Origin of the sequence: Vibrio sp. 1751, assembly GCF_033339895.1 — a bacterium.
In the GTDB taxonomy this organism is placed as follows: Bacteria; Pseudomonadota; Gammaproteobacteria; order Enterobacterales; family Vibrionaceae; genus Vibrio; species Vibrio alginolyticus.
On sequence record NZ_JAWOVM010000085.1, the window covers coordinates 1 to 15,938 of the forward strand.

Annotated in this window: 13 protein-coding genes and 1 pseudogene; 7 read left to right on the top strand and 7 right to left on the bottom strand. The window is 44.3% G+C overall.

What is annotated here, in order from left to right:
* The 3 genes and pseudogenes from R7041_RS19365 to pspF form a co-directional block, all read right to left on the bottom strand.
* Positions 1-158: pseudogene (locus tag R7041_RS19365) on the bottom strand (peptide ABC transporter permease); the annotation flags it as partial.
* Positions 158-1,777, bottom strand: a complete 1,620-nt coding sequence (locus tag R7041_RS19370) for an ABC transporter substrate-binding protein (RefSeq protein WP_206949111.1) — start codon at positions 1,775-1,777, stop codon at positions 158-160. The gene R7041_RS19370 and the pseudogene R7041_RS19365, both read right to left, overlap by 1 nt.
* A gap of 205 nt (positions 1,778-1,982) precedes the next feature.
* Positions 1,983-2,990: a phage shock protein operon transcriptional activator gene (gene pspF, locus R7041_RS19375; RefSeq protein ID WP_064368044.1), complete on the bottom strand. Its 1,008-nt coding sequence runs from the start codon at positions 2,988-2,990 to the stop codon at positions 1,983-1,985.
* A 232-nt stretch (positions 2,991-3,222) separates the two neighbouring features.
* On the opposite strand from pspF, the gene pspA reads away from it, so the two are divergent.
* The 7 genes from pspA (at position 3,223) to R7041_RS19410 (ending at position 10,562) form a co-directional block, all read left to right on the top strand.
* Positions 3,223-3,894 (top strand): phage shock protein PspA, encoded by a 672-nt coding sequence (gene pspA, locus R7041_RS19380; RefSeq protein WP_005378119.1) that lies wholly within the window; start codon positions 3,223-3,225, stop codon positions 3,892-3,894.
* Between the two features lie 14 nt (positions 3,895-3,908).
* A complete protein-coding gene (gene pspB, locus R7041_RS19385; protein ID WP_005378117.1) occupies positions 3,909-4,142 on the top strand; it encodes an envelope stress response membrane protein PspB in 234 nt (77 codons plus the stop codon).
* Positions 4,135-4,524 carry an envelope stress response membrane protein PspC gene (gene pspC / locus R7041_RS19390; protein ID WP_025766867.1) on the top strand — a complete coding sequence of 130 codons (390 nt, stop codon included), beginning with the start codon at positions 4,135-4,137 and terminating at the stop codon, positions 4,522-4,524. Before pspB ends, pspC begins: the two co-directional genes overlap by 8 nt.
* Positions 4,525-4,685: 161 nt before the next feature.
* Positions 4,686-5,717 carry an efflux RND transporter periplasmic adaptor subunit gene (locus tag R7041_RS19395; RefSeq protein WP_053307438.1) on the top strand — a complete coding sequence of 344 codons (1,032 nt, stop codon included), beginning with the start codon at positions 4,686-4,688 and terminating at the stop codon, positions 5,715-5,717.
* A gap of 1 nt (position 5,718) precedes the next feature.
* Complete coding sequence (locus R7041_RS19400; protein WP_005378112.1) at positions 5,719-6,816, top strand: efflux RND transporter periplasmic adaptor subunit; 1,098 nt, start codon at positions 5,719-5,721, stop codon at positions 6,814-6,816.
* A complete protein-coding gene (vmeI, locus tag R7041_RS19405; protein ID WP_258489348.1) occupies positions 6,813-9,923 on the top strand; it encodes an efflux RND transporter permease subunit VmeI in 3,111 nt (1,036 codons plus the stop codon). Before R7041_RS19400 ends, vmeI begins: the two co-directional genes overlap by 4 nt.
* Before the next feature lie 72 nt (positions 9,924-9,995).
* Complete coding sequence (locus tag R7041_RS19410) at positions 9,996-10,562, top strand: DNA-3-methyladenine glycosylase I (protein WP_005378109.1); 567 nt, start codon at positions 9,996-9,998, stop codon at positions 10,560-10,562.
* A 24-nt stretch (positions 10,563-10,586) separates the two neighbouring features.
* Here the strand turns inward: R7041_RS19410 and R7041_RS19415 are convergent, their stop codons facing one another.
* From R7041_RS19415 to cls, 4 genes are all read right to left on the bottom strand, one after another.
* Positions 10,587-11,447, bottom strand: coding sequence for a lipase secretion chaperone (locus tag R7041_RS19415; protein WP_258512449.1), 861 nt, complete (start codon positions 11,445-11,447; stop codon positions 10,587-10,589).
* A gap of 12 nt (positions 11,448-11,459) precedes the next feature.
* Positions 11,460-12,365, bottom strand: a complete 906-nt coding sequence (locus R7041_RS19420; RefSeq protein ID WP_064368049.1) for an esterase/lipase family protein — start codon at positions 12,363-12,365, stop codon at positions 11,460-11,462.
* A gap of 248 nt (positions 12,366-12,613) precedes the next feature.
* Positions 12,614-13,819, bottom strand: coding sequence for a cystathionine beta-lyase (locus tag R7041_RS19425; protein WP_064368051.1), 1,206 nt, complete (start codon positions 13,817-13,819; stop codon positions 12,614-12,616).
* 211 nt (positions 13,820-14,030) lie between these two features.
* Positions 14,031-15,485, bottom strand: coding sequence for a cardiolipin synthase (gene cls / locus R7041_RS19430; protein WP_005378105.1), 1,455 nt, complete (start codon positions 15,483-15,485; stop codon positions 14,031-14,033).
* Positions 15,486-15,938: the final 453 nt, after the last annotated feature.

Sequence of the window (15,938 nt, forward strand, 5' to 3'; positions counted from 1 at the left end):
TGAGAAAGGTTGATTAAGTAAGTTTTCCAACCAGACCAAAAATCAACGTTTGCCCAGTGCGAGAGAGGGTCAAGGCGAAGCAGAGAAAAACCCACTAATGTAAGGATCATCAAAGTGATGATAAATAGGTTAAAGCGTCGAACGGTATACCAAAACATCAGTGAATTCTCTCAACTCTATCAAACGGTTGGGCATTGAAAGGGCTTGATTTGAAGCCTGTCAGCGATTTGTCGTGCACACGGAACTGCACGCCATGCGCCAGAGGAATAACCGGGAACTCTTGATTCAAAATGTTCTGTGCTTGGCGATATAGGTTCAAACGGTAACGCGGTTCTTGAGTTTCTAACGCCAAATCGAGCAAGAAATCGAAGTCATCGTTACACCACATGGACACGTTAAGGCCAACGCGGTCAGACTCGCAAGATAATAAAGGGCGGAAAAAGTTGTCAGGATCCCCGGTATCACCAATCCAACCTGTTAAAAGTAAATCGATATCGTTGATGTTCTCCAAATCCACACGTTCAAACCTATCATCGGTAAGTAGCGTTAATTTAACCCCAATATCGGCAAAATTCGCTTGGATTAACTCCGCAGTCTTACGAGGGCTTGGGTTAAAAGCACGTGGTTCAAGTGGTACCCACATGGTCAATTCTAGGCCGTCTTCGTAGCCTGCATCTCGAAGTAGTGCCAATGCATAATTCCGGTCATAACGAATTTTTACACTGTCTTTTTGATAAGCCCATGAATTAGGTGGTAGCAAGGTATAAGCTTGGGAGCCAGTTCCGTAGTAAACCGAATCTAAAATATTTTGACGGTTGATCGCTAAGTTAAGTGCTTGGCGAACTCGAGCATCACTCAGCGCGGTGGTTTCTGTGTTTATCGCAATAAAGGAAACGTTGTTAGCCGGTGTAGCCGTCAGCTCAAGGTTGTCATTTTCTTGAATGACAGGTATTTGGCTCGAAATAGGTGAAGAGAGTACGTCACACTCGTTTCTTAAAAGTTTAGCTAATGTACCCGTGCCTCTGTGAGAGATATCGAACACCACTTGTTCCATTTTTGCTGGTGACTTCCAGTAATTAGAATGACGCTCTAATCGAATCAAATCGTTCACTTGGTACTCTTTTAATTGATAAGGGCCGGTACCGATAGGAAGTTGGTCGATTTCTTCTTTATGATCTTTTGCTGCCAATTGCTGTCCATACTCCGCAGACAAGATAACCGCATGGCTGGTGGCAATATTGGCCAAGAAAGAAAAGTTTGTCTGAGATAACGTAAACCTTACCGTATGCTCATCTATTGCAACCACGTCTTGGAGTAGGCTTTGAAAATCTAACCCTGCAAACCATGGATAAAAACCACCACCTACTTGGTGAAAAGGATGGTCTACATCGATGATTCGCTTGAAGCTAAATACCACATCTTTTGCATTCAATGGGCGAGTGGGTGTGAACCAAGGCGTGGTTTGGAATTTAACACCACGTTTAAGCTTAAACGTGTATTCCGTCCCTGATTCATTTACTGACCAACTCTCGGCGATGCTTGCCACGGGCTGATGTGATTTAGGATCGAGCGTGAGCAGCGTATCGTACAGCTGCGGGCTCAGAGCCTCTGCGGTAATACCGCTATCAATAAGCTGAGGGTTAAACGTGGTCGGCTTACCCTGTCCGCAAAACACAAAGCCAGCTTTGCGAATATCATTGTGGTCAATTTCATCGCCACAAGCGGTCAGTAGGCTAATCCCAATAAGGCTCAGCGATAATCTTATAAAAGCATTCATAATATGAAATGTTCATTGGATCTTGCTCGTTTCGTTTGATCTTACTCTTTCAAAGCTAACAAGCGAAAATGATCTCGCTAATTTATCACCTTTGTGAACTCGCTCCAAACATAAAATCCATACACTGTAAGGTGTTATGCCATAAATGCATGCGAATTAGAGCGCAGTCACGAGCTCGTGTATTGATTGAGTACTCTCGGTCAAGTTAGCTTTGTCCGACCAAACCATATTTTCTAACCATCCCTCGTAATTGGTGATAGCTCAAGCCAAGTAGCTCGGCTGCTTGTCGTTGATTAAACTTGGCTTCTTCCAATGCACGATTGAGTAAATGGATATCTTGTTCCTCTTGCCATTGTTTATAGTCTAGAGGGAATTGGATGGTGTTGCTTGATGCTTCCTCTTCTTGTTGTTCTGCTTGTGTTGCACTATGGCCAAGCGCGCTGTGCCAAACCGTTTCAAAAGGATTGAAAATCAGCTCATCAATTGGGTGAGCATTCAGACCATGTTGGTAAATCGCACGTTCAATCACGTTTTTTAGTTCGCGGACGTTACCGGGCCATTCATATTCAATAAGCGACTGCTGCGCTTTTGGGGTAAAACCGACAAAGTATTCCAGTTGCAGTTCACGACACATTTTCATCGCGTAGTGCTCTGCTAAAGAGAGAATGTCTTCTTTGCGCTCGCGAAGAGGCGGTAACATAATGACATCGAAGGCTAGCCTGTCGAGCAGATCTGCACGAAAATCACCTTGCTCTGCCAATTTTGGTAGGTCGGCATTGGTTGCACAAACAAGTCTAACATCCGCATTGAGAGCGGTATGACCGCCAACTCGCTCATATTCACCATATTCAATGACACGTAATAGCTTTTCTTGAACTAAAAGTGGTGCGGTTGCCAGTTCGTCAAGGAACAAAGTACCGCCCTCGGCACGCTCGAAACGCCCTTTATGCTTACCTTTAGAGCCCGTGAAGGAGCCAGATTCATGTCCAAACAATTCGGAATCTATTAGCCCTTCGCTTAATGTCGCACAGTTGAGTGATAGTAGTGGTTTATCCCAACGTCTTGATAAATAATGCAAACGCTGAGCGATGAGTTCTTTACCCGTACCTCGTTCACCAATGATGAGGACAGGGCGCTCAATGGGTGCAAGTTGTGATACTTTATCTAGTACAGCGAGAAAAGCAGGTGATTCACCAATCAGGTTTTGCTTCATAAAGTCCTTCTTATTTAACAGCCGAGCCATGATTTAGAGATAGAGTTGGTAAATTTCACCAACAGTTGGTGAAAAACATCATAGCACAATAGTGTGTAACGACAACAAAATGAATAACGCTCTGATTTAAAAGAAAATTATAAGTTGGCACGTTACTTGTTATGTATTCAGGGAGACACAAGGTTAATCACCACCTTGTCGAGTTTTAATAGGAAAAAAGAGGAGTTCCGTTATGGGTATTTTTTCTCGATTTGCAGATATCGTTAACTCAAACATCAGTGCATTACTGGACAAGGCGGAAGATCCTGAAAAAATGATCCGTCTTATCATTCAAGAAATGGAAGACACACTTGTTGAAGTGCGTACTAACTCGGCTAAAGCGATTGCAGACAAGAAAGAGTTGGCTCGTAAGGTTGAAACGTTAGAAGAGCAAATTGGCGAATGGGGCCAAAAAGCGAGCTTAGCATTAGTTAAAGAGCGTGAAGATCTAGCTCGTGCAGCGTTAATTGAAAAGCAAAAGCTAGAGCAAGTGATTAAAGGCCTCCACACTGAGCAAACCTTAGTGGAAGAAACGATCGATAAGCTTACTGGCGAGATTGGTAAGTTGGAAAGCAAAATTGCTGAAACGCGCGCAAAACAGCAAGCACTAGCAATTCGTAACCAAACTGCATCTAACCGTCGTGATGTGCAAAAACACCTGCACACTAGCCGTACTAATGAAGCGATGGCGAAATTCGAGCAATACTCACGTAAAGTGGATGAAATGGAAGCGGAAGCAGACCTGTATGCTCAAACCGGTAATGCTAAATCGCTAGAACAAGAGTTTGCAGAGTTGCAGGCACAAGACGAAATTGAAAAAGAGTTGGCAAAACTGAAAGAACAGATGTCATCGAAAGATAAATAAGAAAGGAGCCATTTATGTCGGCATTTTTTATAGCAGGACCAGTGATTGTCTTTTTAATCTTTGTCGCTCCACTATGGCTCTTCTTACACTATCGCAGCAAACGCAAAACAGATAGTGCACTGTCGAGCCAGGATTTAGAGCGCCTTCAGGTACTATCTGAAAAAGCGGAAGCGATGCAGTCCCGAGTTGATACATTGGAGCGCATCTTGGATGCTGAGTCACCAACATGGAGACGCAAGTATGAATAATCGAGAACTGTATCGTGACCCAGTAAATGGCAAAATCTCCGGTGTTTGCGCCGGAATTGCCAACTACTTTGGTGCAGAAGTTTGGTTGATTCGTATTGTAGTGATTTCTGCAGCGCTGTTAGGTGGTACGTTTTTGGTATTGTTAGCGTACATCGCGATGGCGTTTATGTTAGAAAAGCAACCAGTAACGTATTCTGAAAATATCAGAGCGCAGCAAGAGCATACGCTCAAAAGTAAGCCTTGGCAGAAAGGGCAAAGCCCTGATCAACTGCTCAGTGTGTTGGAAAGGGATTTTGACCGTCTTGATGGCAAAATTCGTAACATGGAAGCTTATGTTACGTCTGATACATATAGGGTGAACAGAGAATTCAGCAAGCTCTAGGCATTTTGTATCCAAAGAAGAGTTAACTGAAGCAGGCATAAAGCCTGCTTTTTTATCACAAATTACTAATTTTAAAGCACTATTAATCTTTTCTGCTCTGGAAGTTCGTTCAAAATTCATCTACTTTAAAAATAATCCCCCAATTTTTATGGATGAATGTAATGAGAAAATTGCTCATTCCTATTGCCATCTCGGCTGTCTTGTCGGGGTGCGGTAAAGAACTTCCTCCTGTTCCTGAACCTGAATCGCGCCCTGCGAAGCTATTTACAGTATCTGTTGGCAATGCCCAGTTTGAGCGACATTTTCCTGCCACGACGGAAGCTGGCGATAGAGCAGTACTGACATTTCGAGTTCCTGGGCTTCTTCAAACGATAGAAGTGAATGAAGGTCAAGTCGTTAGTAAAGGTGATGTTTTGGCGTCATTAAACCCAGATGAATATTCTCTGCTCGAACAGCAAGCTCGGGCAAATTTTTTGCTCGCAGATGTGCAATACAAGCGATACCAAAAGCTACGTAAAGACCAAGTAGTATCTGAGCAAGATTTTGATGAGGCAAAAGCGAATCACAACTCAGCAAAAGCTCAATGGAATCAAGCAAAGGCAAACTTAAGATATACCAAACTTGTCGCGCCATATGATGGCACTATTTCGTACATTCCAGCAGAAAACCATGAATATGTTGCCGCGAAAGAAGGGGTGATGAATATTCAGTCCAACCAACTCCTCAAAGTGATATTCCAAATCCCAGACTATCTTCTAAATCGTTACACGCAGGGGAGCGATGTCTCTGCCAGAATGATATTTGATGCGTTCCCCGAGCAAGCCTTTGACTTAACCTTTCAGGAAATCGATACAGAAGCCGATCCTAAAACGGGCAGTTACAAAGTCACGATGGTCATGGAGCGACCAGCAGAAATTGGCCTTTTGCCGGGAATGTCTGGCAATGCTTACCTCCTGTCCAAAAGTGCAGGAGCGACAAAGATTCCTAACTCCGCGTTGCTAGAAGAGAACGGCAAAACATACGTTTGGCGTGTCGATGAGCAAGGCATTGTATCCAAAGCCGCAATTGAGATGAATGACAAAAATCAAGTGTTAGCCGGGCTTAACGATGGCGACCAAATCATTATCTCGGGTGTCAGTGTAATTGAACCCGGAATTAAGGTAAGAGCGTGGATTAAGGAAAGAGGGTTGTAATATGAAAGGAATCATCTCTCTAGCGACTTTACTTTCAACGCTTTTTCTCGTTGGCTGTGGGGATAAGGCGCCAGAAAAAGAGCTCGAAACGCCACGAGTTAGGGTTACGTCATTAGCGGGAAACAAGGTGGACGACAACTTGTACTTCCCTGCGGTTGCGAATGCAGCGGATCGCTCTCATTTGAGCTTCAGAGTGGCAGGAGAAGTCAGCCGCATCATGGTAAAAGAGGGCGACAAAGTCACGAAGGGTGATGTTATTGCAACGCTAGATCCCACGGACTATGAGTTGGATGTAGATAATGCGAGTGCGCGTTTTTCTGTTGTCGACAGTCAGTATCGCCGCTCACGCCCTTTGGTTGATAAAGGCCTATTAGCTAAGTCTCAGTTTGATGAAATTGCAGCACAACGACAAATCGCCTTAGCTGAGCTTCAGTTAGCCAAACTTCGTCTATCATTTACTGCCTTAAAAGCGCCCGTGGATGGGATTATTTCGCGAGTTAATATCGACCAATTCGAAAATGTTCAAGTCGGACAGCATATCGTTAATATTCACAGCTTGGAGCGAGTCGAAGTGTTGATTCAGCTTCCAGACCGCCTCTATGTGAACCAACCGCCAACGGAAGAAAGGCTTACCGCGATCAAAGCATTAGTGCGCGTGCCCAGCGGTAACGAATATAACGCGACGGTAAAAGAATTTACGACTGAGCCCGATCCAACAACAGGTACGTTTACTGTCACACTGTCGCTTCCTATGCCGGAAGAAGAGTACATCCTAGATGGGATGGCTGTTGAAGTAACGTCTAAAGACGAGAATGTTGGGCTTGATCTCAACCTAGGAATTAATGTCCCTATCGAAGCCATTTTTAATGCGGATGGTGACGAGCTGGGGCGCGAAAACAAATTTGTTTGGGTACTGAATGACGACAATACGGTATCGCGCAAACAGGTGCGAGCAGGTAAGGCATCTAAAACGTCCATTCAAATCCTTGATGGTCTCATGCTCAAAGACAAAGTTGTGATTGCCGGTGTTTCTCGATTAAGGGATGGCATGAAAGTGGAAGTGATACAGGAAATGGCTACGCAGGAGGCCGGTCTATGAGCGATCTTAATAAATCAGTGCCTCAAAGTGATGATGATGTGACCGGTATTGCTGCGTACTTCATCCGCAATCGCGTCATCAGTTGGATGGTCGCACTGATATTTTTGATTGGTGGTATCGCCGCATTCTTTGGTTTAGGGCGTCTTGAGGACCCTGCTTTTACTATTAAAGATGCGATGGTAGTGACCTCTTACCCTGGTGCGACACCGCAACAAGTCGAAGAAGAAGTGACGTATCCAATCGAAAAAGCGATTCAGCAGCTTACTTATGTTGATGAAGTAAATTCGATTTCTAGCCGAGGCTTATCTCAAATCACGGTCACGATGAAGAACAATTATGGCCCTGATGATCTACCACAAATTTGGGATGAGTTGCGCCGTAAAGTGAACGACCTTAAAGGGACGTTGCCTCCAGGTGTGAATGAACCTCAAGTGATCGATGATTTTGGTGATGTTTACGGGATTTTGTTAGCGGTGACTGGCGACGGTTATAGCTATAAAGAGCTACTGGATTACGTCGATTACTTACGCCGAGAGCTCGAACTGGTTGATGGCGTGAGTAAAGTTTCGGTATCCGGGCAACAGCAAGAGCAAGTTTTCATCGAAGTATCGATGAAAAAGCTGAGCAGTATAGGTCTTGCTCCGGATACCGTGTTTAATCTTCTTTCGACGCAAAACGTGGTTTCTGACGCAGGAGCGATCAGAATTGGTGACGAGTACATCAGAATTCAGCCGACTGGCGAGTTCCAGAGTGTGGAGGAGCTGGGTGATTTGTTGATTACTGAGTCGGGCGCTCAGGGGCTCATTTTCTTGAAAGATGTGGCGGAAATAAAACGCGGGTACGTAGAAGTACCGAGTAATATTATTAATTTTAACGGAAGTCTTGCACTAAACGTGGGTGTTTCTTTTGCTGAAGGCGTCAACGTCGTTGAAGTCGGAAAAGCGTTTGATCATCGCCTTGCCGAGCTAAAGTACCAACAACCTGTCGGTATCGAAATCTCGGAAATTTACAGTCAGCCTAAAGAGGTGGATAAATCGGTTAGCGGTTTTGTTGTCAGCTTGGCTCAAGCTGTCGGTATCGTCATTATCGTACTTCTGTTCTTTATGGGGCTACGTTCGGGGCTGCTTATCGGTTTAATTTTACTGCTGACGGTGTTGGGTACGTTCATTTTCATGAAGTATCTCGCGATAGATTTGCAGCGGATTTCATTAGGTGCCTTGGTTATCGCGTTAGGTATGCTGGTGGACAATGCCATCGTTGTGGTTGAGGGGATTTTGATTGGTACTCAAAAAGGGCGAACTCGACTCCAAGCAGCGACCGACATTGTTACCCAAACAAAGTGGCCATTACTTGGGGCAACTGTGATTGCGGTAACTGCATTTGCGCCAATTGGACTGTCTGAAGACTCGACGGGCGAATACTGTGGCACTTTATTTACGGTTCTGCTGATCTCTTTAATGTTGAGCTGGTTTACCGCTATCTCGTTGACACCATTCTTTGCTGACATCTTCTTTAAAGGCCAGAAGATTAAACAAGGTGAAGGGGAAGAAAATGATCCATATAACGGGGTTATTTTCGTTATTTATAAAAAGTTTCTTCAGTTTTGTATGCGTCGTGCTTGGTTTACCGTTGTGGTGCTGATTGCGGGATTAGCGGCAAGTGTTTACGGGTTCACCTTTGTGAAGCAAGCGTTTTTCCCATCTTCGACAACGCCGATTTTTCAGTTAGATGTATGGATGCCAGAAGGAACTGATATTCGAGCAACTAACACAACGCTTAAAGAGTTAGAAAGTTGGTTAGCTAAGCAAGAGCATGTTGACCATATCACGACGACCGCGGGTAAAGGCTTACAGCGCTTCATGTTAACGTACGCGCCAGAGAAAAGTTATGCGGCTTATGGTGAGATAACCACTCGTATGGAAAACTACGAAGCGTTAAAACCATTAATGGCGAAGTTTCGAGAGTATTTAAAAGCCAACTACCCAGAAATCAATTACAAGCTCAAACAGATTGAGTTAGGCCCTGGTGGTGGTGCAAAAATTGAAGCGCGTATTATTGGCTCAGATCCAACCGTCCTTCGTACGATAGCCGCTCAGGTCAAGGACATCATGTACGCCGACCCTCAGGCAACAAATATCAGGCATGATTGGCGTGAACGAACCCAAGTTCTTGAACCTCAGTTTAACGAGAGTCAGGCACGTCGCTATGGCATTACCAAATCGGACGTCGATGATTTCTTGTCCATGTCATTCTCTGGAATGACGATAGGCTTATACCGAGACGGCACGACGCTCATGCCTATCGTGGCTCGCTTACCTGAAGATGAACGTATTGATATTCGTAACATCGAAGGCATGAAAATATGGAGTCCAGCACAGAGTGAGTTTATCCCACTTCAACAAGTCACAATGGGTTACGACATGCGTTGGGAGGACCCTATTATTGTACGTAAGAACCGTAAGCGTATGCTCACTGTGATGGCAGACCCTGATATTCTAGGTGAAGAAACCGCATCGACATTGCAAAAACGCTTACAGCCCCAAATCGAAGCGATTCAATTACCACCAGGTTATTCCTTAGAGTGGGGTGGTGAATACGAATCTTCTGGTGATGCTCAAGAGTCGCTGTTTACTACCATGCCAATGGGGTACTTGTTCATGTTCTTGATCACTGTATTCCTATTTAACTCTATCAAAGAGCCACTCATTGTTTGGCTTACCGTACCGCTGGCGTTAATTGGCGTCACCACTGGTTTGTTGGCACTCAACACGCCGTTTGGTTTTATGGCATTGCTCGGCTTCTTAAGCTTATCGGGAATGGTGCTCAAAAATGGCATCGTATTACTGGACCAAATTGAAATTGAAATGAAGTCCGGTAAAGAGGCTTATGACGCGGTCGTTGATGCTGCGGTAAGTCGCGTCCGTCCCGTTTGTATGGCTGCTATCACGACGATCCTTGGTATGATCCCACTGTTGCCAGATATTTTCTTCAAACCAATGGCGGTTACGATTATGTTTGGTTTGGGTTTTGCGACAGTCCTGACACTGATTGTCGTGCCAGTGTTGTATCGTTTGTTCCATAAAGTGGCAGTACCGAAACAGGCTTAGTGCTACTGATATAACGATGAAAAATATCGCGCCTCTAGCTCATCAGTTAGAGGCGCTTTTTAAGGAAGAATAATGACAGAACAAAAAACGTGTGCGTGGGCGATGAATCACCCATTAGAGCGCGAATATCATGATTCCGAATGGGGCGTGCCAGTATATGACGACCAAGTCCTGTTTGAATTTATTACTTTGGAAGGTGCGCAAGCTGGTCTTAGTTGGATCACCATCCTTAAAAAGCGCGAAGGTTACAGAGAAGCGTTCGAGAATTACGATCTAGATGCGTTGGAACAAAGAAATGAAGAACGCGCTGAATACATCGTGGAAAACTTCGATGTTGTGAGACATCGTGGAAAGATTAACTCGGTATTTAGTAATGCCAAAGCGGCTAAAGCGTTAATTGCTGAATACGGGAGTTTATCAGACGCGTTGTGGCAGTTCGTGGACGGTGAACCAATCGTCAATCAATGGCAACATATGAGTGACGTACCAGCTTCGACAGAGCAATCCAAAGCCATGAGTAAATTCCTAAAAAAGAAAGGCTTCAAGTTTGTCGGTGAAACCATCTGTTATGCTTTCATGCAAGCCGTCGGCATGGTGGATGACCATATCGTTGGATGTCCTAAAAAGCAGAATAAGTGACGTTTGGCTATTAAGCTAATGTTGTTAGTTTTGGCTATCATGAATACGTTCCAAAGCTTCGATTCGACGCCATTGAGTGGCATCGAAGCTTTGTTTTCTTAAAGCAATGATTTCTGCCTGTTTTTCGTCTTGCCCTAGAAAATCCCTATTCAGAATATTTTGACGCTGCTTTAAGTAAGTGGCGAGTTGAGTCTCAAATGATGCTCTTTGCTCATCAAGCTTTTGCAGCCTCTGCGCTCCGGCATCTCCTATCAGAGCGACACGGGCGATGTACTTGTCTTGTGAATCAAGCTGAGAAGCTTGCTCGAGCTGCTCTGCTAATACGTTATTGTGTTCACTTTCTCGTATGTAATCCGGTTGTTCTGATAACGCTTGATTAAGAAGGTGTGTTTGACTCTCGATATCCGATGCCTGTGTTTTAATCGTCAGCTTTTCTAAAGCAAGTTGGCGAAGTCGGTTTTCTTCGTCAAACAATAGGGTTATCTGCACCTCGTTAAAGTATTGAAGCTGTAAGTTCAGTATTGCTTCATTCAGCATGGTTAACTGTTCAAGCGTTAGGTGGTTGTGCTGAAAAGGCTCTAATACAGAGAGTGCTTGCTTGTAGGAAAGGTAGGTTTGAAAAAGTTGGGCATCAATATTCAGAGTTTGCTTTGCTAAAGTGTCATCATTAACTTCCGCTTTGATCGTATCGAGATCTTCTTCGCCCAGCCGGCTAAGAGAATATTCGAAGAAATCTTTTGGGGAAGAGACATCGGCGGCTATATCTTGCTGAGATGGCGAATGGTTAGAGGTTATCTCTTGTTGTTTGTCGCTTTGCAACAAAGAAAGCGCTCCCACGCCAAATATCGAGAGCAGGATAAAAGTGGTGAGAGCGACTTTCTTCATTGTGATGACCTCTTATAAACCTTGAAGTTTGAGACGATTTGCATGTTGGCGATAAAGCGTGACTGGATCGGTTTCAAAAAGATGATGAATACCGAGTAGGCCGTTAATTTCATCCAAATGGTTCATTTGATAATCATCACGTATGACTTTGCCCAAATGTGTGCTGCACGCACCAACTAAGCCATCATTTGGCCCATCAAAGGCTAAGCCAAGTACCATCATGGCAGCGTCGGTCGGATCGAAAACGTTTGTAAAAGTGGATGATCCGGTCCATGAGTAGTAATAAACGCCATTTGAAGCCAGCAAGTCACCATTACCACATTCACTGGTAGGGACTCCCTCCGGGTAGTGTTGGTTAAACGCTAATGATCCTTCCGTGGTTAATGTTGCTAGTGAGGCTAAAGGGTCTTGGTCGAGATCAGAACCACCTGATAGAAGATTAATAAGAGTAGTTAAGCCTTGCGCCAGTTTTACCGCGAGCTGCTCACTACCCGAACCCTCAGATACGGTGCCACGAACTAAATCTGCCACTTTAGACCCTTTATTAACGCCTCCTATACTCGTAACTGATGCGACTAGGTCAGGACGGACAGAGGCAACATAGCGCGTTGTTGGACCACCATGACTGTGACCAATGAGATTGACTTTCTCTGCGCCTGTTGCTGCAAGTAAGGTTTCGACTTGAGCAAGCAGTTGCTCCCCTCGAACTTCGCTGCTATTGGTCGCGGATACCTGTGCAACATAAACCGTAGCGCCATCTTTTGTTAAGGAATGTGGTATTCCGAAAAAGTAATCAACGCCTGCCAGAGTATCAAAACCAAACAAACCGTGAACCAGAACAATCGGATACTTGGTTTGGGTATAACCTGTTGCAGCGGATACGGAGGTTATTGGGACGGTAACTAAGGTAAAAAGCATTAGCGCTATAAATTTGAGTTTCAAAACTATCTCCTTGTGGTATGACCTCTTATGAATGATAAAAAGTAGGAGAGAAACTCTAAATTTGGAAAGCCTATTTGTGGCACATTATTTCATTCTGTGACTGCTCAATTGAAAAACAACACAAATGATTAACATTAATTAATGGCTAGGGTGAATGTTAGTTAATTCTAATTAAGTCAGGGGTTTATAAAAACGCCCCGCAATGCAGGGCGATTCAATCATTGTTATAGGGAGGCTTCTTTTTCAAGCATTAAGGCATTATAACGCGCAAAACCAGCCTCTAAATCAGCGATCAAGTCATTCACGTCTTCTAAGCCAATATGAATACGAACCAAAGTACCTTCAAAGTGTGGGTGAGCTATGGTTCTCAGGCTGTTAAAGCTCTTAGGTTCGTTAGCTAGAATGAGGCTTTCATAACCGCCCCAAGAGTAACCCATACTGAAGTGTTTCATGCCATCAAGCAGAGCCGTCGTCGCTTTTGGATAAGACGTTTTGAGAACAAATGAAAACAAGCCGTTTCCACCTGTGAAGTCTCGTTTGAAAAACTCATGGCCAGGATTTGTTTCTAAAGCTGGATGGCGGACATGATCAACTTCTGGGCGAGAAGCGAGCCACTGAGCGACTTTTAAACTGCTTTCTGCGTGCTGTCTTAGGCGAACATCCAACGTGCGAATACCTCGAAGACCTAGGTATGCGTCGTCAGGAGAAACGCACTGACCCATCAGGTAGCTTTGTTCACGAAGCTGATCCCAATACTTTTCAGAAGCCACAGCAGTACCTAGCATGACATCTGAATGTCCAACGATATACTTAGTTGCCGCTTGAATGGAAATGTCTACGCCATGCTCGAAAGGAGAGAAGTTCACGCCAGCTCCCCATGTGTTGTCTAGCATCACGATGATATCTTGCTCATGGGCAATGTGCGCTAATGTAGGTACATCTTGGACTTCCATGGTTATTGAACCAGGAGACTCTAAGAAAAGGACTTTGGTATTCGGCTGAATCAAGTCTCGGATACCTTCACCGATCATTGGGTCATAATAGGTGGTTTCGATGCCCATCTTCTTCATGATGGTGTTACAAAAGTCACGAGTTGGTTCGTAACAAGTGTCCACCATTAGAATGTGATCGCCAGTTTCAACGAAAGAGAGGATGGCGTTTGAAATTGCTGCCGTTCCACAAGGGTAAAGCGCGCAACCAGCTCCACCTTCAATCTCAACCATTGCGTCTTGGAAAGCAAAGTGCGTGTTGGTGCCTCGGCGACCATAAAACAACGTTTTGTTTGCACGATTAATGGTGGCTTGGTTCTTTTCTGCAACGGTATTGAATACCACAGTTGAAGCGCGTTGAACGGGTGGGTTTACAACACCATTTGTCCACTTTTTATCGCGGCCAGCGGTAATGAGTTTGGTTTTTTTTCCCTCTGACATAAAAGTTCCCTGTCTTAAATATTGCGGTTTTGAATATTTAAAACATGGACGACGTAGGTTATGCAAGGGAAAAGTCAACTATCAGCCAATAACAGCCAAGATGAACAGGTAATGATGTCGAGAGGTATCGTGTAGATAGGGAGCTAAAAGAACAAACCTCCAGCAGGATGCATGTTGCGCTGGAGGTTTTTTAGCCTGTGTATTTGAGGTATTAGAGGAGTGGGTTGAAGAGATAGAACACTCGCTCTAAGAACCGAGAAAATAGGCTCCTTTTCTCCCATTCTTCCAATACAACAGTGTGAGATTGCTTAATATAGCTATCTTGTAACCAAGACATTTGCTTGGTGAACTCTTCGTCATCAACGGCGAGGGTCACTTCGAAGTTCAGCCACAAGCTGCGCATATCCATGTTTACGGTGCCAACTAAACAGAATTGGTCGTCAATTACGACAGATTTTGTATGCAGCAAACCACCATAAAACTCATAAATCTTGACCCCTGCACTCAAGAGCTCACTATAAAAAGCGCGTGACGCCCATTGCACCATCATAGAGTCATTTTTATGGGGAATAATGAGTTCAACGTCAATGCCTCGTTGTGCTGTCATCTTTAACGTTTCGAGTAAATCAGCATTGGGCACGAAATATGGTGTTGTGATTCGTACCGAGCGATTGGCTTGGTTTATTGCCAATGTTAATACTTGATAGATCAGATATTCCGGCATACCTGGGCCAGAAGGCACAACCTGAATAGGGTGTTGGAATTCACTCTCATCGATCTTGCATTCAGGTAGTCTTGGTAAATGACGTTCGCCAGTTTCGACTTCCCAATCCCAACAGTGGATGGCACTCAATACGTTTACCGTTGGTCCCGTAATGCGAACCATGATGTCCACCCAATGCCCGACGCCACTGTTTTGCTTGAAGTAAGCCGGGTCAACCAGGTTCATTGAACCGGTATAAGCAATTTCATCATCAATTACGATGATCTTGCGATGTTGGCGAAGATCAAGACGACGTAAGAAAATACGCCACATCTTCACTTCTAGCGCTTGAATAACTTCAATTCCAGCATCCTGCATCATTCGATACCAAGGACTTCTGAAAAAACGTGGACTACCTGCTGAATCGAGCAATAGCTTGACATCTACGCCGCGTTTAGCCGCTTGAATAAGCGCAGAAGCGACAGAGTCAGCCAAACCACCCGGATGCCAAATGTAGAATACCATTCGAATACTGCTCTGCGCGTTTTCGATGTCTTCAATAATGGAATGCAAAATCTCATTAGGTGACTGTTGCAGCGACAATGTATTACCGCTCAATGCGGGAAGACCAAGGCGGTTGTTACAAAGTTCATCAATTCGGTAGATGTGCCTTCCCATCGTTTCTGGGTTGTGCGCGTTACAGTCGTTAAGCTGACTGAACCACTTCTCGAATGGTGTAAACATCTCTTTCGCACGTTCGGCTCGCTTTCTGCCTAAGTTCAGTTCACCGAAGAGGAAATAACATGCGACACCCAGAACGGGAAGGATATAAATGATCATTAGCCAAGCTAAAGACACGCTCACTGCACGGCGCTTTAAAACGACACGAATGGTCACACCTGCGACCAGTAACCAATATAGCCCGATGCCAGCTAAAGTAAGAAAGTGATAAAACTTGTCCATATACGCTCAGAGTAATATGCCCTTCTAGGATATTAAGCATAAAAGTGGGTTGGGGGAATAGATTTCCCATTTAGACGTGGGATTGACCTTATATGAGGAACGAATTTCATAACAGCTGATTCTGTTATTTTAATGTGAAAAATAAGGTCATTCTTTAACTTTTGAACAAAAAAGCAGCATTTAACCTGCGTAACTCGACACTTGTGCGATAAATGTACTTTTTTGGGGTTCCAATTTTAAAGGGGAGCTGCTTTACTTTCTAGACATAGTGCGTCGAACGCTTATTTTATAAGTGTACAATAATTTTTACATAAACTTTTTAGACGCCTATCTCTATGCATACACAACAAACTAATTTTGGAGAAAAAGCGTGGCTACAACTAATACAGCAGCACCACGTGATACGTGGGGGTCTAAACTAGGCTTCGTAATGGCAGCAGCGGGTTCCGCTGT